The 17052-nt window shown below is 50.2% G+C and carries 13 protein-coding genes; 2 read left to right on the top strand and 11 right to left on the bottom strand.

Going from position 1 to position 17052, the window contains the following annotated elements:
• Nucleotides 1-3 precede the first annotated feature (3 nt).
• The 6 genes from C8275_RS12930 to C8275_RS12955 all read right to left on the bottom strand — a co-directional run bounded on the left by C8275_RS12930 (nucleotide 4) and on the right by C8275_RS12955 (nucleotide 9552).
• Entirely contained in the window at nucleotides 4-1944 is a 1941-nt protein-coding gene (locus tag C8275_RS12930; protein ID WP_157948271.1) for a hypothetical protein, read from the bottom strand.
• Between the two features lie 11 nt (nucleotides 1945-1955).
• A complete protein-coding gene (locus C8275_RS12935) occupies nucleotides 1956-3323 on the bottom strand; it encodes a hypothetical protein (RefSeq protein WP_106625461.1) in 1368 nt (455 codons plus the stop codon).
• Between the two features lie 58 nt (nucleotides 3324-3381).
• Nucleotides 3382-5304 (bottom strand): hypothetical protein, encoded by a 1923-nt coding sequence (locus C8275_RS12940; protein WP_106625462.1) that lies wholly within the window; start codon nucleotides 5302-5304, stop codon nucleotides 3382-3384.
• A gap of 33 nt (nucleotides 5305-5337) precedes the next feature.
• Complete coding sequence (locus tag C8275_RS12945; RefSeq protein ID WP_157948272.1) at nucleotides 5338-6282, bottom strand: FimB/Mfa2 family fimbrial subunit; 945 nt, start codon at nucleotides 6280-6282, stop codon at nucleotides 5338-5340.
• A gap of 170 nt (nucleotides 6283-6452) precedes the next feature.
• Complete coding sequence (locus C8275_RS12950; protein WP_157948273.1) at nucleotides 6453-8090, bottom strand: Mfa1 family fimbria major subunit; 1638 nt, start codon at nucleotides 8088-8090, stop codon at nucleotides 6453-6455.
• A gap of 70 nt (nucleotides 8091-8160) precedes the next feature.
• Complete coding sequence (locus C8275_RS12955) at nucleotides 8161-9552, bottom strand: DUF3868 domain-containing protein (protein WP_106625465.1); 1392 nt, start codon at nucleotides 9550-9552, stop codon at nucleotides 8161-8163.
• Between the two features lie 87 nt (nucleotides 9553-9639).
• Between C8275_RS12955 and C8275_RS12960 the strand changes: the two genes are divergently transcribed.
• A complete protein-coding gene (locus C8275_RS12960; RefSeq protein WP_369861196.1) occupies nucleotides 9640-11334 on the top strand; it encodes an IS1634 family transposase in 1695 nt (564 codons plus the stop codon).
• On the opposite strand, the gene C8275_RS14670 is transcribed toward C8275_RS12960, so the two are convergent.
• Both C8275_RS14670 and C8275_RS12965 read right to left on the bottom strand, forming a co-directional pair.
• Nucleotides 11302-11505 (bottom strand): hypothetical protein, encoded by a 204-nt coding sequence (locus C8275_RS14670; RefSeq protein WP_157948274.1) that lies wholly within the window; start codon nucleotides 11503-11505, stop codon nucleotides 11302-11304. The genes C8275_RS12960 and C8275_RS14670 overlap by 33 nt on opposite strands.
• A 20-nt stretch (nucleotides 11506-11525) precedes the next feature.
• Nucleotides 11526-12092, bottom strand: a complete 567-nt coding sequence (locus tag C8275_RS12965) for a DUF3575 domain-containing protein (RefSeq protein WP_234395773.1) — start codon at nucleotides 12090-12092, stop codon at nucleotides 11526-11528.
• A 724-nt stretch (nucleotides 12093-12816) separates the two neighbouring features.
• Between C8275_RS12965 and C8275_RS12970 the strand changes: the two genes are divergently transcribed.
• The gene (locus C8275_RS12970) at nucleotides 12817-13806 is read left to right on the top strand and encodes a DUF5106 domain-containing protein (RefSeq protein ID WP_199881932.1); all 990 of its coding nucleotides are present in this window, start codon (nucleotides 12817-12819) and stop codon (nucleotides 13804-13806) included.
• A gap of 68 nt (nucleotides 13807-13874) precedes the next feature.
• Here C8275_RS12970 and C8275_RS12975 read toward each other — a convergent pair whose 3' ends face one another.
• From C8275_RS12975 to C8275_RS12980, 3 genes are all read right to left on the bottom strand, one after another.
• Nucleotides 13875-14288 carry a DUF5053 domain-containing protein gene (locus C8275_RS12975; RefSeq protein WP_106625468.1) on the bottom strand — a complete coding sequence of 138 codons (414 nt, stop codon included), beginning with the start codon at nucleotides 14286-14288 and terminating at the stop codon, nucleotides 13875-13877.
• An 81-nt stretch (nucleotides 14289-14369) separates the two neighbouring features.
• The gene (locus C8275_RS14730) at nucleotides 14370-14540 is read right to left on the bottom strand and encodes a hypothetical protein (RefSeq protein WP_199881934.1); all 171 of its coding nucleotides are present in this window, start codon (nucleotides 14538-14540) and stop codon (nucleotides 14370-14372) included.
• Nucleotides 14541-15054: 514 nt separating this feature from the next.
• The gene (locus C8275_RS12980; RefSeq protein ID WP_234395774.1) at nucleotides 15055-15945 is read right to left on the bottom strand and encodes an Abi family protein; all 891 of its coding nucleotides are present in this window, start codon (nucleotides 15943-15945) and stop codon (nucleotides 15055-15057) included.
• Nucleotides 15946-17052 lie beyond the last annotated feature (1107 nt).

The raw sequence follows: 17052 nt of genomic DNA on the forward strand, positions 1-17052 counted from the left end.
TAATCAATATACGAGGTTGGGAGCAGACTGGTCGAAGTCGTACTGGTCCCGGATGGGCTTTGCCACCTCGCCGTACTTCACGATGCGGTCGTGACGGATGAGCTTGCCGCTGTCATAGGTCCGTATTTCCACATCAGCCCCGAAGCCCACGGAGATGTCCAGCTGGTAGGTATGTCCCGGCTCGACGATGGAGGGGAAATACTTCAGGATTTCGTTGCTGACATCTGAAGTGACAGCAGTCGCATTCTTTAAAGCCGGAATCAAGTCATAGTTCAATTTTCCAATGGGGATATCAGTGATTTCCACCCAGTCTTCTCCGCCATTAGAAGTCTTTTTGGGTCTGCGGATGTTCAGACGGATGTGAGGGAAATAATTCACAGACAAGAACTGACACTGATCGGCGTTTGCCCGAAGAATCGTTGCCTCGTCACTCGTAAACTTCTGACCGGTCTGATTGTTTATCTTATTTGCATAGTCAATAGGCGTACCATCCTTCTCCATGTAGCGTACGAAGCCCTGAATGGGTGCTTTCCGTGGGTCGAACGGCGGAATATACACATCGCACACGGTCTTATAATTGGGCGTGTTATATTCTGCCGCATTTCCCTTTGCTGTACGGTCGCGCCCCATGGAGGCACTGCGTCTATCCGCATAGACCGTTACGTCCGCGTTCCGGATTGGATGGAACTTCATCGAGACTTCATAAGCGTGATTCGTGCTTTGGTCTCTATTCATCAAATCGATGAAAGCTCCCTGCGTTCCCATTTGCATGGGCCATCTAATGGCATTATCCAGCGAGAAGTGGTTGCCCTCTCCATCATAGGGTTTGTCTCTCTTCTTCAAATCCTTTCCGGTATCTCCATATTCCTTGATATCCAGCAACGGAAAGAACTTCTGGTCATCCATACGGAAGAATTGGGGGATTTGCATCACGAGCAAGTCTCCCAGCCAGTATTGGTCCGAAGTGGCATTCCATGGCTTGTTCTTGTCATACGAAGACTTCACACGGATAATGAGTCGAGCCATGCGCGCCTTCATGTCAAACGTCTTGTAGAGATAGCCGTCCTTTCCTGCCACATTCTCGCTCGGTGCTTCGGGCTTGTACTGCTTGTTTCCTGAGAAAATCACCCGGTTGTGGGTAATCTGCTTCATCAGGTCCATGTTATACTGGTACACCATGTTGCTACGGACGTACCAGCCGGAGAAATCAGGTTTGTATTGTCTGTTCTGATAGCCCACCGTCTGATTCCACTGATCATACCAAGAGATGAACGAAAGCGTACCGTTCACCCTCCAGCCATCATTAAAATTGGTGAAGTGTGTCCCTGCCACATTGAGAATGTCCGCCGCATAGGAGAAGATACCGTTGGTCGACAAGGCAACATGGTTGACATCATCTATGGTATAGGTCGGAAGCCAATCATAATCACTCGAGGTCAAGGGATGATGAACCCTGGCCGGTTTGAAATCATAGTATTTGATTCCATTCCAGCTGTACCGTTCCTCGTAGTCCCAGCCGCGGGCATTCGCCAGGAAGGATTCATCCCCCTTAATCGGATTTGTCAACCGGTCGATATTCGGGTAACCCAGGTAGTAGAAAGTAGTTGACTGATTGAGCCACGAGGCAAACGGCTCCTTCGTCTTATCCCGTCGCGCAATGAACTGGTGCGTTTCGTCGTCGTACGTACTCAGGTCGCCCTGCTCGTTGGGATCCGGGAATTCCTTACGTTCTGAATCATCCAGGCCTTTGGTCATGGACACCTTCTCAATCCACTGACGGTTGCCGTCGATGATGGGTATCCCGTCGGCACGGGTCTCGGGACGGAAGAGGAAACCGTCAGCAGGACGCTGTGTCGCATCTTCCGGAGCAATCTCCTTATCCGTACAGGCAGGCAGGGCAAGCAACGCCACGCCCAAGCTATAGAGTAAATGGGGCTTCTTCATAAGCTAACTGATTAGATGTCCAAGTTAAAGAACGGCTCGTCGCGCACCACCACTTCGCGCAGGTGATAGTCTCCGCCCAAGGGGGCAAAGAGGATGCGGTAGTAGTCGGGCCTGTCGCCTTTGTACGTCATGCGGTAGTAGTTGAGCCGGTTGGCATAGAAGCTGAACTTATCCGTATCGGCACTGCCGCCCGGCAAGGGAATCACGTAGGTCTTGTCCGAATACTCGGCAGCCGAATGCCCCTCCCTGTACATCAGGCTTTCGTTGTAGCTCGTGTAGATTTTGAGCGAGGGGAGCTTGTCTACGGTCCTGAAAGAGGCAGGCGGGATGTAGTAGGTACGCCGGATGGAGGACTGTGTCTGGAGGCTGAAGTCGTAGACGGTCGTCGTGCCCTTCAGCGTAGTCACCTGCACCTCGTTGGTGTAAGTCTCCGTCGGTGTGGCAGGCAATCCCGTCCAGAAAGGTTCAGGTCGGGTAGCAGCGTCTGCAAAGAGCGGCGAGGCAACCTGAATCTTTGCCGGAGCATTCACCAGCTCGGTTCCAAGGATGTATTGCAGCTCTTCCGCCTTGTTTGTGTCACTGTTCTCATGCACGATGTCCACCACCACCTTTGCCATGTTGCGATAGAGCTTCACCTGCACAGGGTTCTCGTTCCAGCTCTGCAAGTTGCCCGTAAAGTCCACCGAACCGATCATGGTCAGTCCGTAAGGACGTTTGTCCGCCTGCACGGCTTTGCGCAGGTCAGCCTCGGTGCGGATGGGGTTGTCGATGGTTCTTTTGGCATAATCGGAGAAGAGACCTTTCACCTCCTCACCGAAAAGGCTTGTGCTGCCGTCAGCACTGAAAGGTTCGTTGGCTACGAGCACGATGCGCTTCACGAGGTTGTTAATCACCTCGGGAGCAATTTTGTCAGGCATGTCGTAATGCAGCTCATAGTAGAGCACCTCGCCGCTGCTTCCTGACTTGGAGACAGGAATCATCACATCCTCTCCCTCCTTGGGGAGTGACGATACAAAACGCTTGTGCATCAGAATATTGTCGGCATCGTTGAGCAGGAAGACATGGATGTTTCCCACGAAGTCCTCGTAGTAGTTCACGAGGTTGTATTGTGACACATACTGGTCGTAGGCATCGGCGTCGGCATCCACATCAAAATAGTGTGCAGAGTCTACCGGTTCAGGCGCAGGCGTCACCGTCGCCACGCGCGTATTGCCTTCCGCCATCCGTCCCAAGCCTACAATCGAGGCGCGGATGCGGAGCTTGAACGTCTCGCCATCGGGTTCGTTGCCTCCGCCGCCTATCTCATCCTTGCTGCACGCTCCCAGCCCGAGAAGGAGGAAGCACGCCGCCAGGCAGGTCCATAGGGTTGTTCGTTTCATATCTTGTTTCTGTTTGGTTCGTTACACATGTAGTCAGTCATCCTGTCTCGTTCGGACATCAATAGGTGGTCGTATAGTCACCCTGTCCGATGGTGCCGTTGAAGCCCTGCACATTCCACCTCATCACCCGGGCACGGACACGCAGGGTCACGCGCTTGCTGTTGATGGGCGTGTTCTCGTCGATGTTGTCATAGGGCTTGTCGGTGTAGCCGTCGGAAGGCTTCGCCAGATAGAGGTCGTTGCCCCACTTGGTGTCGAACTTCAAATTGGGAACGTCCTGCCAGTTGGCAAGATAGTCTCTAGGCGTACAGAAGTCAGGAGCGTAATCCAGCACTCCCCCATCATCCGCCTGTGATACATACTTGTTGGCTTCGTCGCGGAAGAGGTTCGACGGACGGTCGCTGTTGCCATGCTTCACCATGCCGGAAGCGTTCGTTCCGCCACCCGTACCGGGGTCGACATTATCCCAATTGGATGGCATATCGGAGATGCCCTCTATTTCCACGATATAGAAATGGTTGCGCTCGATGTCGGCATTCTTCACAGGTCTGCCATACTCATTGAAGTCCGCGTCGATGGGGTCTACATGGACCGGAGTACGGTAGAAACCGCGTCCGTTGGTATACTTGTACCAGTTGTACGCCTTCTGTTCAGCAGTCAGGTTGTCAAGCGAATAGCAGAAACCGTTCAGCTCCCTGCAGAAATAGAAGGTGCGGTCCCAGTCGGCAGGACGCTTGCCGGCATTGGTCTCATAAACCTTTGCATCCACGAACTTATCGGGCAGAGGGTCAAAGATACCATAGACCTTGAAGTGCGACGTGTTGAACCACAACAAGGGGGCAGCATCGCTCCGGAAGTTCTCCGGCAGATAGACGCCGTAGAGATGCTCCAGACGAGTCGAAGGACGCTGTACCCCCATCACCTTATAAACAAAAGGATAGCCGTCAAAGAAGTAGTCATCGCCGATAAACCCGTATTGGCGTGCCGCTCCCGTGAGGTAGTCACCGTTGCCGATTTGTGAGGCAATGCCCTTAGGCACATTCTGTTTATTGTTCCGGTCGGTGGCATACGCTCCGTTGTTGAGGAAAATGGCATGCGGCGGATTCTTCTTCGCACCGCCGAGTGCATAGAAACGGTCGGGCATGCGGGAGACCGTATAGTAGTCGAAGTAGAACTCACCCAGGTAGCTGCCCTTGAGCGTCAGTCCCATGGAAATGGGTCCGACAACCGAAGCTTTCGCCACGACACGTTCCAGGTCGAAGTCCACGTTGTTGTTGAGCTGGGGATTGAAGAGGGGGCTTTCCGCCTGTTCCTTCGTCACACCGGGGATGATGGTCTTCTGCACGGCATTCGAAATCATGGCGAAGCGCTGCATGTAGCTGTATTCACCCTGCACGAGCATGGGTTGCATCAGATAGCCGTCATCCACGGGTTCATGGGTTGACTTCAGGACAAATTTCCCGGTAATCGGGTCCAGCGTGACCGCCTCATAGTTGTTGCTATCGCCGGGTTCGATGTCCGGTGTCTTCGTCGCGTCGTCGGGGTAACGGCTGAAGTCTGCCTTATGGTTGGCAACCGCCATGAAGCCGTACTCCATCGGCTTGACCTCCCAGGCATGCTTTGACTTGTAGTAGGGAGTCTCGTAGATGAGCAGGTTCTCTTCCGCCGTACCGTTTGCCGAATTAAACTCACGGGTATCGATGGGCGCATCGTCTCCGGTGGCACGCATCAGGAGGTTGATGTACTCCACCCGCGGCTCCTTGACGTTGTCGTCATTGAGTCCTTCGGTGGTCTCCTCCGTCTCTCCGGCACGGGTACCTCCAAAAGGCAGATCGCCCACATAAACGCTGAGGTTCATGTAAGCTCTCCCATCGGCAGCCCCGTCATTTCCCGGGGTGTCCGTCACGATGCGTTCATCGCTACAGGCAACCAGCGAACCGGCAGCCAGTGTGGTCAGCAGTATGTTCGTTATTCTTCGCATAGAGAATTCGTATTTTAGTTGACGTGGGCTTTATCAATACTCGCCGAGGTTCACGGGGCGGTAGATGACTTGCCAGTCGAGGATGCGTACGGTGACGCGCATATAAGTTTCTTGCGGTTCCACATCGACATGGATGGGGATGTCCGCCAGACAGTTCAGATTCCACTTTATACCTCCGTTCGCCTTGCTGATGTCGTCGAGCAGGGCGGCAAGGCTCTTGTCGAGATAGGTTGTCTCGGGAGAAGCCAGGGTGAGGCGTACACCCTCATAGCTGTTTCCCATGCGGAGGACGGCAACGCGCAGGGCATCGTCCGCACCGCGGGCAGTGGTGGTGGAGGTGTACCGGGTAGGACGTTCGATGTTGCCCTGCCTGAAGTTCACCTGTGGGTTTTCGTCCTTATAGGTAAGGGTCAGCTGTTCGTCCGCTTTCGCACCGGAGAAACCGACGCTGAAGGTCTGGACGTAAGGACGCAAATTCACAGTCGCATTCATCAGGGTAAACTGTTCGTCCTGGTTTACGGGGACGCTGAGTTCCGTCACGCCGTAGAACAGTTGGGGCAGCCTTCCGTTGTTGGCAGCCACCTTCTGCAGGTCCATCTTCCAGGGCACGGCATCGGTCACGGTGTTGTAGTCGTTGGGCGTCTCGGCAGCCCAGACGGTGATGACATAGTCGCCGGCAGGAAGCATGGGGAAAATGGGTTTGTAATTGCTTAGTGCCGTCGCGTTCTTCTCGGACCGGACATCCACGAGCTTTCCGGACTTGCGGTCGAAGACAGCCACCTGCACCTCATGCAGTGCGCTCAGGTCATACTTGTAGTAGTCCCCTTCCCCACCGGCAGTGGCACATTCATCGTCGGCGATGGCGGTAAGCTCCACCTGCAGGTCGGGCTGGCAGACGTCCTGATGGTCGTAGATACAGGACCCGGCAAGCGGTGCGAGGAGAATCAGTGCGAGGTATGTAAGCAATTTCTTTTTCATAATTTTCTCAAAAGTACTGTTTCTAGTTGGGGGATATCCCGTCGAAGGGGATATCAAACATTCTATCAGGCAGGCAGTGCGCCTGCCCGATAGAATGTGCTCCGGGCGTGAGTCAGGCAGGAATGTGCCTGACATTCCGCGCCGGATGATTTAGGTTATTGGATATGTGATTAATATTCACCACCGAAGTTTACAGAACGACGGTAAACAGTCCAAGGAATAACCTTGGCATTTACGCGCATGAACGATTTAGCCTTCGGATTGACGTCAGGATCGGTTCCCGGAGGAGTTGTACCGTTATCATCCGGATCTTGCGGCAAGTTCGGGTCGTTGGGGTCAGCGGGATCCCAAGGCATACCCAGACCGGTGAAGCCGGTGATTTCCAATACATAGATGTTGTTACGATAAGTTCCGGCATCCTTGATGTTCTTGTCAGAACCACTTGTCTCTACACGATTCCAGAGAGAACGGTAAGCCATGCGGCCATCCTTGTAGGTATAGATTTGATCGCGAGTATAACCGGCAAACAAGGCAGCGTCTACAGAACCGAACAAATAACCTTCAGCATAGAAGAAAGTCTTGTCACTAGCGGTAGAGTACTTGTAATCGGTATCCCACATACCCCATTTATCAGCACCAGCATGGTCTTTGAATTTCTTATAACCGTTAGTTTCAGCATCCATCACCTTGATGTTTCGTACATTGGCATCGTTCGGAACGAAAGTCACGTATACTTTGGCATAAGCATAACGGTTGTAGCCTACTTTTGCCATCGTTGCGCTGTAGTCATTGGATGTATTTTCGAAGAAGTAAACGGCATTAGCCTTGCTGCCCAATGCATCTGCTTTTGCACCGGCGAAATCATCTACACCTTCGTTAACAGCCACAGCGGTGTAAGACCCAAAGTTCATTTTTTTTGGATCCGGATCTTGGTCTGTCAAGTTACCCAAACGAACCAAACCTTCTGTTTTAGCCGCAGCAGCAGTACTTGCAGCGTTTGCTTTGTGAATAGCAGATTCAGTCGGTTTATTGTTGAAGAGATAAGACTTCGTAGCACCGTTCACACCGGCGAAAGTCATACCAGTCTTGGATACCTTACCCAGAGCAACATCAGCCTTGTCTTTCACCTCATAGTCGTTAGTCGGTTTATTGTCTACCACAATACCCTTTACCAACAGACGGGTTACATCAAAATCGAAGTTGTTCTTCGGATCCTGCTCAGCAAAAGCCTGTTCTTTTGTCACATCAGCTGCAACAGCATGTTTTGCAGTAGCAGAAGTCATGGTGAAACCATTAGCCATGAAGAGGTTCGTATTCTTCACAACGTCACCAGCATTGTTCGTACCTGCCATATCCACAACAGGATCGATATCACTGGCTTTGGCAGTTTTTGTCAAATCGTTACCATTCAGGATTACGTTCATATCCACCGGAGTAGGTGTTGCATCGGTTTCAAATACACCGGTCTTCCAGTAAGTATAACCACTATCTTCCTTTTTCCAGAAATCCGGATTCTTATTGTCTGCTGTAGCAGCAGTGGAAAGCGGGTTATTGAATTCTACCTGTGCTTCTCCACCCTTCAGGAAGTAAATATTAGCTACCTTCGTCTCAGTGTCAGTACCGGCATACTTGTCCGTCAATTCCTCGCTGGAAGCACGAGTTTGAGTTTGTGTTACACTCACAGCCACGTAGGTGTTCCCCTTAGTCACTTTACCATTGTCCGGAGAAGTGACAGCCACATCGTCAGAGCAAGACGCGAGGGCTAAGCCCACGGCTGCGCTGAAAAGAAAAAACTTGTTCAACTTCATTGTTACAGAGTTTAGATTAATAATATAGTTAATTAAAAAAATCTCTTCCTTAATTATATATAGGGGTGTATCAACGCACCCCGTCCAGTTCTTCAAGGTTCGTCCGTGCATCGGCATTACCGAGTTCAGCCGCCCGGCGGAAGTCCTTGGCTGCCTCTGCATAACGGTTCAGGTTCACCAGGGCAGCTCCGCGCAGGTTGAGCAGGTCGCCCGTTTCGGGTGCTCCCTCCAACGCCTTCAGCGCGTCGGCATGCAAGCCTCTCGACATCAGCTCCACCGCCAGGTTGTGCAGCGTAGCCTCATCGCGATCGAACGTGGCGGCAGCAATCTGCATCGAGCGCAACCGTTCGGGCGAACCCTCGGGATAGCTCATTGCCACCTGGTAAGCCTCGGCAGCGCTCAGGCGGAGCGGTTTCTCCAGGATGATGCGCCGCCCCTCCTCCACGCTGAAATTGCGTACGGTGAAGCTCACCACGTAATCATTATGTCGCAAATAAGGATAATAACGTTCGTAGATGGTGCGGTAGATGCTCTCCGGACGGAGAATCTTGATGAGCCACTCGCGCCGGTCGAGATCCGGCTCGGTGTCGATGATGTGCAGCACGCGGTCGCGTCCCTCCAGGGTACGGTCCGCCTCGATTTGCCGGCGGAGTTCCGTCCAGTCCTCATTGGGCCAGGACACCTTCCACTTGTCGGCAGGAATCTGCGGGAACTGCTGCTTCATGTATTCTTCCAGTGCCGTGGCGCGGTTCCGTGCCAGGCGTTCGTTGTATTCCACGGGAGCCTCGGGCGAGGTGTAACCCTGCACCTCGATGGCGGAGATGGTCACCGTCGGGTCGTTTGCCACCGAGTCGATGCGGGCACGCATCTCGTCGAGCTTCGCGCGGTTCCCCTTGTAGTCCAGCAGGACGTCGTAACGGTCCAGCTCAAACTGGAAACGTCCGCGGAAGGTCACGCTGCGGTGCTTCACCCCTTCCTCACGCGGAGCGACGGTTGCCCGTGCATAGGCAGGCGCCACGAACGGCAGGATGTGAGGGTCGATGGTGGTCACGAAGTCACCCTTCTCACAGCCGGCGCAGCCGGTGACATACTCGCGCAGGTTGAGCGTGGCGTTGCGCATCCAGGGTTCGAAGGGCACAGAAGCCGTGTAGGCAGGCGCCTCCCAGTGTCCGCCCTTCCGACGGACCGTGACGCCGTAGTCCTGAACGTCCGCCTGACGCATCAGCTGACGGTCCAGCTTCACGCCGCGCACCCGTCCGTAGATGACAATCGGTTCCAGGGCACGCTCGTGGCGTCCGTCGGCACTGACCAGCACCGGGACCAGTGAAAGGCGGTCCTGCGTCCGCACACGGAGGTTGCTCAAGTCCGGCAAGAAAGAGAGATTGACCATCTGCCCTTCCCTGCGGACGTTGAGGTCATTGACTTGAATCTGTTCGAGGTAGCTTTTTCCTGACTTCGTCACTCAAAAAAGTCTAATTTTACAAAGCGTTGATAAATAGAATTTTGTAATTTTGCATCACCCATTTTAGGGTGACACGGTTCAAAAAATATGTTTATACGAAGGAAAAAATATCCCTCAGGCAATGTTGGCATAATTGTCACAGAGAAGATTAATGGCAAAATGAATGAACTTGCCACAATCGGCATAGCCAAGGAACCCGAAGATCTTGACTCACTCATATCTAAAGCCCATGAGTGGATTGACAGGGAGCAAGAACGCCGGCATCCCCGTCTGGATCTTTTCGGCGAGGATCGTAAGGGGTGTGAAACGGAACTTCTGAATGCCGAGCAAATGCTTTCATGTATTACCAACATATCGATTAACGGGGCAGACCTGATACTTGACCGTGTGTTTGACAGTGTGGGCTTCAACCGGATCGAGGATCCGGTGTTCCGACAGCTGGTAAAGGCGCGGTTGGCCTATCCGGCAAGCAAGGCGGCTACTGCCGAGTACCTGAAAAACCATTTCGATGAGGATGTCAGTCTGTCGAAGATATACCGTTATTTGGACAAGCTCAGCGACAGTCAGCATGAAATTGTCCAGGATATAAGCGTACTGCATACAAGGCAGGTGTTGAACGGCCGCATCGGTGTTTTGTTCTATGATGTGACCACTCTTTATTTTGAGGCGGATTATGAAGATGAATTGCGAAAGACAGGATTTTCCAAAGAAGGACGGCACAGGAATCCACAGATCATCCTCGGACTGCTCGTCAGCGTCGGAGGCTATCCGCTGGCTTATTGCATACATGAAGGGAACAAGTATGAAGGTCACACGATGCTGCCGGTAGTGACGGAATTTGTACGGAAATATAAATTGGAAGACTTTATTGTCGTAGCCGACTCCGGACTGATGAACAGCGACAATATAGCAGACTTGGAAGCAAACGGTTACAAATATATTATCGGTGCGAAAATCAAGAACGAAAGCAAAAGGATACAGGAATGGATACTCAGTCAGCCCAAAGTTGACAAGCAGATGGTGGAATACGACAAGGGAGGCAGCAGACGTCTGCTTGTGGGATATACAGACGACCGTGCCCGCAAGGATGCCCACAACAGGGAAAAGGGGATACAACGTCTGGAAAAGGCATACCAACGTGGCACCCTGACGAAAGACAACATAAACAAGCGAGGTTATAACAAGTTCTTGAAGATGAAGGGCGACATTAAGGTGACCATCAATTACGACAAACTTGAGGCTGACGCGAAATGGGACGGGCTGAAAGGATATCTTACCAATACAAATATCCCGACCGGTGAAGTATATGCCGCATATCATAACCTATGGCATGTCGAAAGGGCTTTCCGCATCTCAAAATCGAAGATAGAGATACGACCNGACGCGAAATGGGACGGGCTGAAAGGATATCTTACCAATACAAATATCCCGACCGGTGAAGTATATGCCGCATATCATAACCTATGGCATGTCGAAAGGGCTTTCCGCATCTCAAAATCGAAGATAGAGATACGACCTATGTTCCACTTCACCCACCGCAGGATAAAGGCACACGTATGCATCTGTTTTGTGGCATTGAAAGTTTATAAGGAACTAGAGCGGCTGCTGAAACTATCCAATGTCAATATGAGTGTCGACAAGGTTTTAGCACTTGCACAGACGATTGTAACAATACAGCTGACACTGCCCAAGAACAAACAGGTTATCAATCGAACTATGCTGATGAAACGCCATCAACCTATCGCACCATTATTCTCTGATGAGTTTTGGGTGACACGTTGACGAAGTCAGGAGGTTGCTCAAGTCCGGCAAGAAAGAGAGATTGACCATCTGCCCTTCCCTGCGGACGTTGAGGTCATTGACTTGAATCTGTTCGAGGTAGCTTTTTCTGCCGTCGGCATAGAGTGGACCGGCGATCAGCATCGTTGCGAGAATGAACGTATATCTTTTCATGATGGTTCCTCCGTGTCTTTTCATTTAAGGAAATAAATCAGTGAGATGGCAGCCTTGGTGATGCCCCAGTAGTGCCGCGTACCGGAATCGAGGCTCCGCCGGCACTCCAGACATTCGTAGCTGTCGTAGGGGGAATACGCATAGCCCGCTCCGATTTCGGCTTCGAGGTTCCAGCGTTTGCCGAGTACCCAGGAGTAGCCGTAGCCGACACCTGCCCCGACAAACCAGCCTTCGTAGCGGTTGCCGTCATCAAATTTCCGGGTAAAGAAGGGGAAGCGGACGTTTGAGATGTTGTATCCTCCGCCCATCGCGTGCAGGGCGAAGAAGTGGCCGTTGAACACGTCGCAAGTCCAGTAGCGCAGTTCGGGTTGGACCATGAAATGCTTCATCTTCTCGCAGCGGCTTCCGGCGTTCCATCCGTTGTAGTTTCCGCTGACGTCCAGTGTCCATTTCTTGCCCAAGGCGAATTCGGTTCCGATGTTCACGGTCCGGGTTGCATCGTACAGCGCGTTGGTCTTGATGCCCCATGTTTGCGCCGATGCGGTTTGTATGCCCCATATAAAGAGAGTCAGGGCAACAAGAATCATACAACAACTCGTCTTTTTCATTCTATATTTTGTCTCCTAAAGTCACTCATCCAACCGGGCAAGAAAGACAGACGCCCGATTAAAAATGTGTAAACTTTTGTTCAAGTTTCGTTGCAAAGATATTGTATTTATTTCATATCTGCAACACATTGATTCCACATCTGCAACTTCTCCCAAGATAAAAAAGTTAAATAAATGAATTATCAAACCCCTGATTTTCCCTGTTTCTAAAGGCATACGCCTCCCCCTTCGGAGTAAAGGTTCGCAACGTCTCAGTTCCAACCACCCTCCCCCCATTTAACTTAGATTAACTAAGTTAAGGTTATAGAGCCTTCACATTACGATGAAAAATTTAATAGAAGTGTCATTCATACAATTGACAATAACCCTGCGGTGTGTAGACATGACATCAGGCGGGAATGTAGAGGCGACCGGTCTGGTCGCCCGGTCCAATGCAATGAACGGAATAATCGGGAATGGTTCAACAGAATCAAATGCAGGATGACAGGACAACAATGTATATTGGGATGTAATTATTGGATGTGTATGAGGGTGTAATTATTGAACATCCTGTATTGGACCGGGCGACCAGACCGGTCGCCCCTACATTTTGTTTATTGGACATCATGCCGCAAGGATAATTGTCCATTGTCAATTATCAATTGTCAATTGAATAGGATTGTCAATTGAATAATTATCTTTGTCGCGCTTTAACGACATGACTATGAAGAAAATCATTTTTTGCGTATTGGCAGGATGGATGGCATTTGGCGGATATTCATGCAGTTCGTCCGGCAGACAGACCGGGACGGCGGAGGTGCAGGACCGCGATTCCGTCCGTGTGACCAAGGAATTTCCATTTCCGGAGATTCCGCCTCTGTACACCACCCAGGAGGGGAAGGCGAACTACCTGTTCGCCCATCTGTGGGACAACTTCGATTTTGCAGACACAACGCTGACGGGCGACCGGGAACTGTGCGAACGGGGGTTCCTGAACCAGCTGAACCTCTACCTGCAGGTGCCCATCGAGAAGGCGTCCGCTGAAGCAGGCATCCGTGCGCTCTGCGAGAGGATGGAACCGCACGAACAGGCACGGCGGGTGTTCATGGACATGATTGATACCTATCTCTACGATGCCAATTCTCCCTATTACAACGAAGAGCTCTACCTCGTCTACCTCCGGCGGATGCTGGAGAGCCGCATGCTGGATGATGCGCGGAAGAGCACGCTGGCATTCCGCCTGCACCTGGTCGAACGGAACATGCCGGGCACACGGGCGACCGACTTCGTATATTTTTCACCGGACGGACGTCGCCACACCTTGCTGCAGACCGCTGTCAAGGGCGACCGTCTGCTGCTCTTCTTCTACGATGCCGACTGCCCGAACTGCCGCCGTACGCTGGCAAGGATGAAGCAGGACGACCAGTTGTCACAGGCTGTGGCGGATGGCAGGCTGACGGTCCTTGCCATCTATGCGGAGGAGGACCAGGAACGTTGGAAGTCGACCCTTTCGTCGCTCCCAGAGGGATGGCTCGTCGGTTCAGACCGCTACGTCGTCCAGGAACAGGCGCTGTATGACCTGAAGGCGCTGCCCTCCCTCTACCTGCTCGATGCCGACAAGAATGTGTTGGTGAAGGACCGCCCGTATGTGTTGATTGCGGCGAGCCTGTTTGATTCAATGGACAATCCTATTCAATTGACAATTGATAATTGACAATTGACAATGTTCCTTGCGGCATGTATGTTCGTAGGGGCGACCGGTCTGGTCGCCCCTACATTGCCTCAAATATTTGACACTGTTGCCGACAATTTATCCTTGATATCATTGAGTGCAAACTTCACCTTCTCCAACTCTTCCGGAGTAAAACGGCAAGGTTTGCCATGAACGATGTTACCATTCAAACGTTGATAAAACCACGAGGCACTTTTTCCGAAATAATGCTTGGCAAGGGCTGAAATCGACAGGAAAGGCAATACCTGCTCCATTTGTGAACGCAATTTCAAATCCTTTGCTTCCTCTATACACTGATGAATTGCTTCAAAATCGTCATCAACAGCCTCAATAACCTGACGACGCTCTGCCTCATCAAGTGAATCAAAGAAAACATCAAGCTCCTTCTGAACCTGTTCGCGCTCTTCGCCGCGGCTTTCAACCCAACGACGTTTCAGCATCCTGTATTCCTGTATTGTATCCATATTTTTGGAGATTTTGGGGTTTTACACTCATAAGTGATGAAGGAAGGCCTGCCGCTGCTAGCTTTGCGACAGGCCACCTTTCTACTGTTTGCCTGTGAGCTGCTTCAATTCTTCTTTCAGCAACTCAATTTCAGCATCCAATACCGAACGCCTATAACCAATTCCAATTAATCGGTCATAGTTTCGGAGATAGTAGTTGAGATTTTCCATCAACTCTTCTATCCGCGCCTTTAGCGCTCCTTCATCAGTCATTCAAAGAGCTCTTTTTGATGACGGCACAAAGATAACACTTCTATTATCACCGCACAAGTATTTCGATAACTATTTTGTTATCATCCATCATCTGATGCAAATGACAAACGGTAACCTCTTCAATTGACAACGTACAATCATCCTCCCGGCACGATGTCCAATAAACAAAATGTAGGGGCGACCGGTCTGGTCGCCCGGTCCAATCAGGCATGGTACAATTGTGGGGGGGGATTCAATTGGGGAGATTTCAATAGAATCAAAATGCGGAATGAGAGGGTAATAATGTATTGGGGGACGTTTATTGGACGTGCGTTGGACCGGGCGACCAGACCGGTCGCCCCTACATTCTCGCCTGATGGATACGATGGAAACGGCAGAATCATGGGGATTTCAATATGACATCCATAAACCATGATTTTTCATTGTGTCTTTCTGCAAATATAACCGTTCTTTCAATTTCGGGAATCAACTGCAAACAAAAAAATTACGTCTTGAATTCTCAATGTAAGAGTTGCTATATTCTTTGTGCCCATAATGGTTCACCTTCCCATCCCTTCGGAAATCCGAGAGCCGCCAAATCAATCTCTGGATAATTGAAAAATAATTTGTACATCTTTCCTAACATATCATTGTTGGGTGATATAATATCAAGAAAATACTTGATGATGCAAATAGTGAAATACACTCTTTGAGGATTTGTTTGCAAAGTAATCCAAGGATAAGTAATTCTTCTTGGAGAAACAGGTATGATTGAACTAACCTTGTTCCAGACTCTTGAATGGTGACAACAGGCATTCCTCAACAAAGTCAAAGAAGTTATCCAAGATTCCAAAACGATTGGTTGTAAACCAAAATAATGAGAGATGCGCTTACGTATCTTATCCGCTTTCAGATTACGGTAAATCATATTCACATTCCCCATTGTCAACAACTCACCTAAAATCCATGATGGAGGATATGGGTCACAATAGCTGTTCTTGAAATGATTAATGAACTCTTCTGTTGATTTTGCGTATTCTCTATCGATGGTGTTCTTCGTATCTTGAAATGTTCTTTGGTTGGCAAAATGAACGGAACTGGTCAGCCAATAAATATCCCCCGTCATCAGTACAGGAATATTCATAATGGCTCGACGAATGGCTATCTCAATTTTCTCAATCTCGTTGAGAAGAAGCATACGCAACTTTTTGTCGAAGCGATACAGATTCAACACTTGTTGGAAAGTTGTCCCGTCTTTATACAGATGAGATTCCTTAGGAACTTTCAAGAATGGGTACATATAGGCAGAAAGGCGATAGTATCCGATGCTCTCTAAATACTGCACCGCCTTGGCTTCGTCAGAAATGATAAGTCCACGACTTTCCAACAGAGACACCAAGTCTACCTCCGCCATGTAATGTTTCATGAAATGCGGTAATCTTTCCATTAGCGTATCTTTAGAGCGAGGTATATAAACAAAAAAGCCCCACGCATTTGAGCATCGTTGAGAGGCTTGGTGGGGACTGACGTTGCAAAGATACAAATAGTCATTTATAAAGCAAACTTTTAGGCAGGAGAAATCACGCGAAAGTGGATTACTTTGACATATTTATATTATCACCACACAAGTATTTCGATAATCATTTTGTTATCGTCCATCATCTGATGCAAATGACAAACGGTAACCTTCTCAATTGACAATGTACAATTATCCTCCCGGCACGATGTCCAATAAAACAAAATGTAGGGGCGACCGGTCTGGTCGCCCGGTCCAATCAGGAATGGTATAATTGTAGGGTATTCAATTGGGAGATTTCAATAGAATCAAAATGCGGAATGAGAGGTAATAATGTATGGGGGATGTTTATTGGACGTGCATTGGGGACGTTTATTGGACGTGCATTGGACCGGGCGACCAGACCGGTCGCCCCTACATCGCCGCCAGAATTGACAAAATGTCAAACGAAGGGCTCTACAGAGGGCTTGCTCGCACAAAAATACGATTGTGTGGATTCCGAGGGCATTCTCGGGCGATTCGCAAAATACAGATTGATGCGGATTCGGGAGAAGGGGTGTTATTCGGATGTTCATGGAGCGGTAGTGGTTTCTGAATGACAGTGGAAGGGAAATAGGATGGGCGTGGTGATAGCTTCCGATTTGTTGACACGGTACTCCTTCTGGAGAATGAAACCGGGGATTTTTGCATTTCATTCTCCAAACATTTGACTTCCGCGGATGAAACAATATGGTTTGGATGGTGAAACTATATTGTTTGAGGTGCCAAACACAAGTGTTTGACGCGTGGAACAATATTGTTTGGGCGCTAAAATGTAAGTATTTCGAAAATGAGATGTATAGTTTTCTAAAATAAGAGGGCTTTTCGGGGAATTTCGTTTGCATTTGTTTGCAATCGCACGCTGGTTTGATGGAAAATCGCAAAGTACGAGTCAGGCGAAAAGGGGGATTCGGACGGTTTTGTATAGGGAAAGGGAGGGAATGCCGACAAAATGACACAGGGAGTTTGAGCGGTCTA

Origin of the sequence: Bacteroides sp. Marseille-P3684 (assembly GCF_900291465.1) — a bacterium.
In the GTDB taxonomy this organism is placed as follows: Bacteria; Bacteroidota; Bacteroidia; order Bacteroidales; family Bacteroidaceae; genus Phocaeicola_A.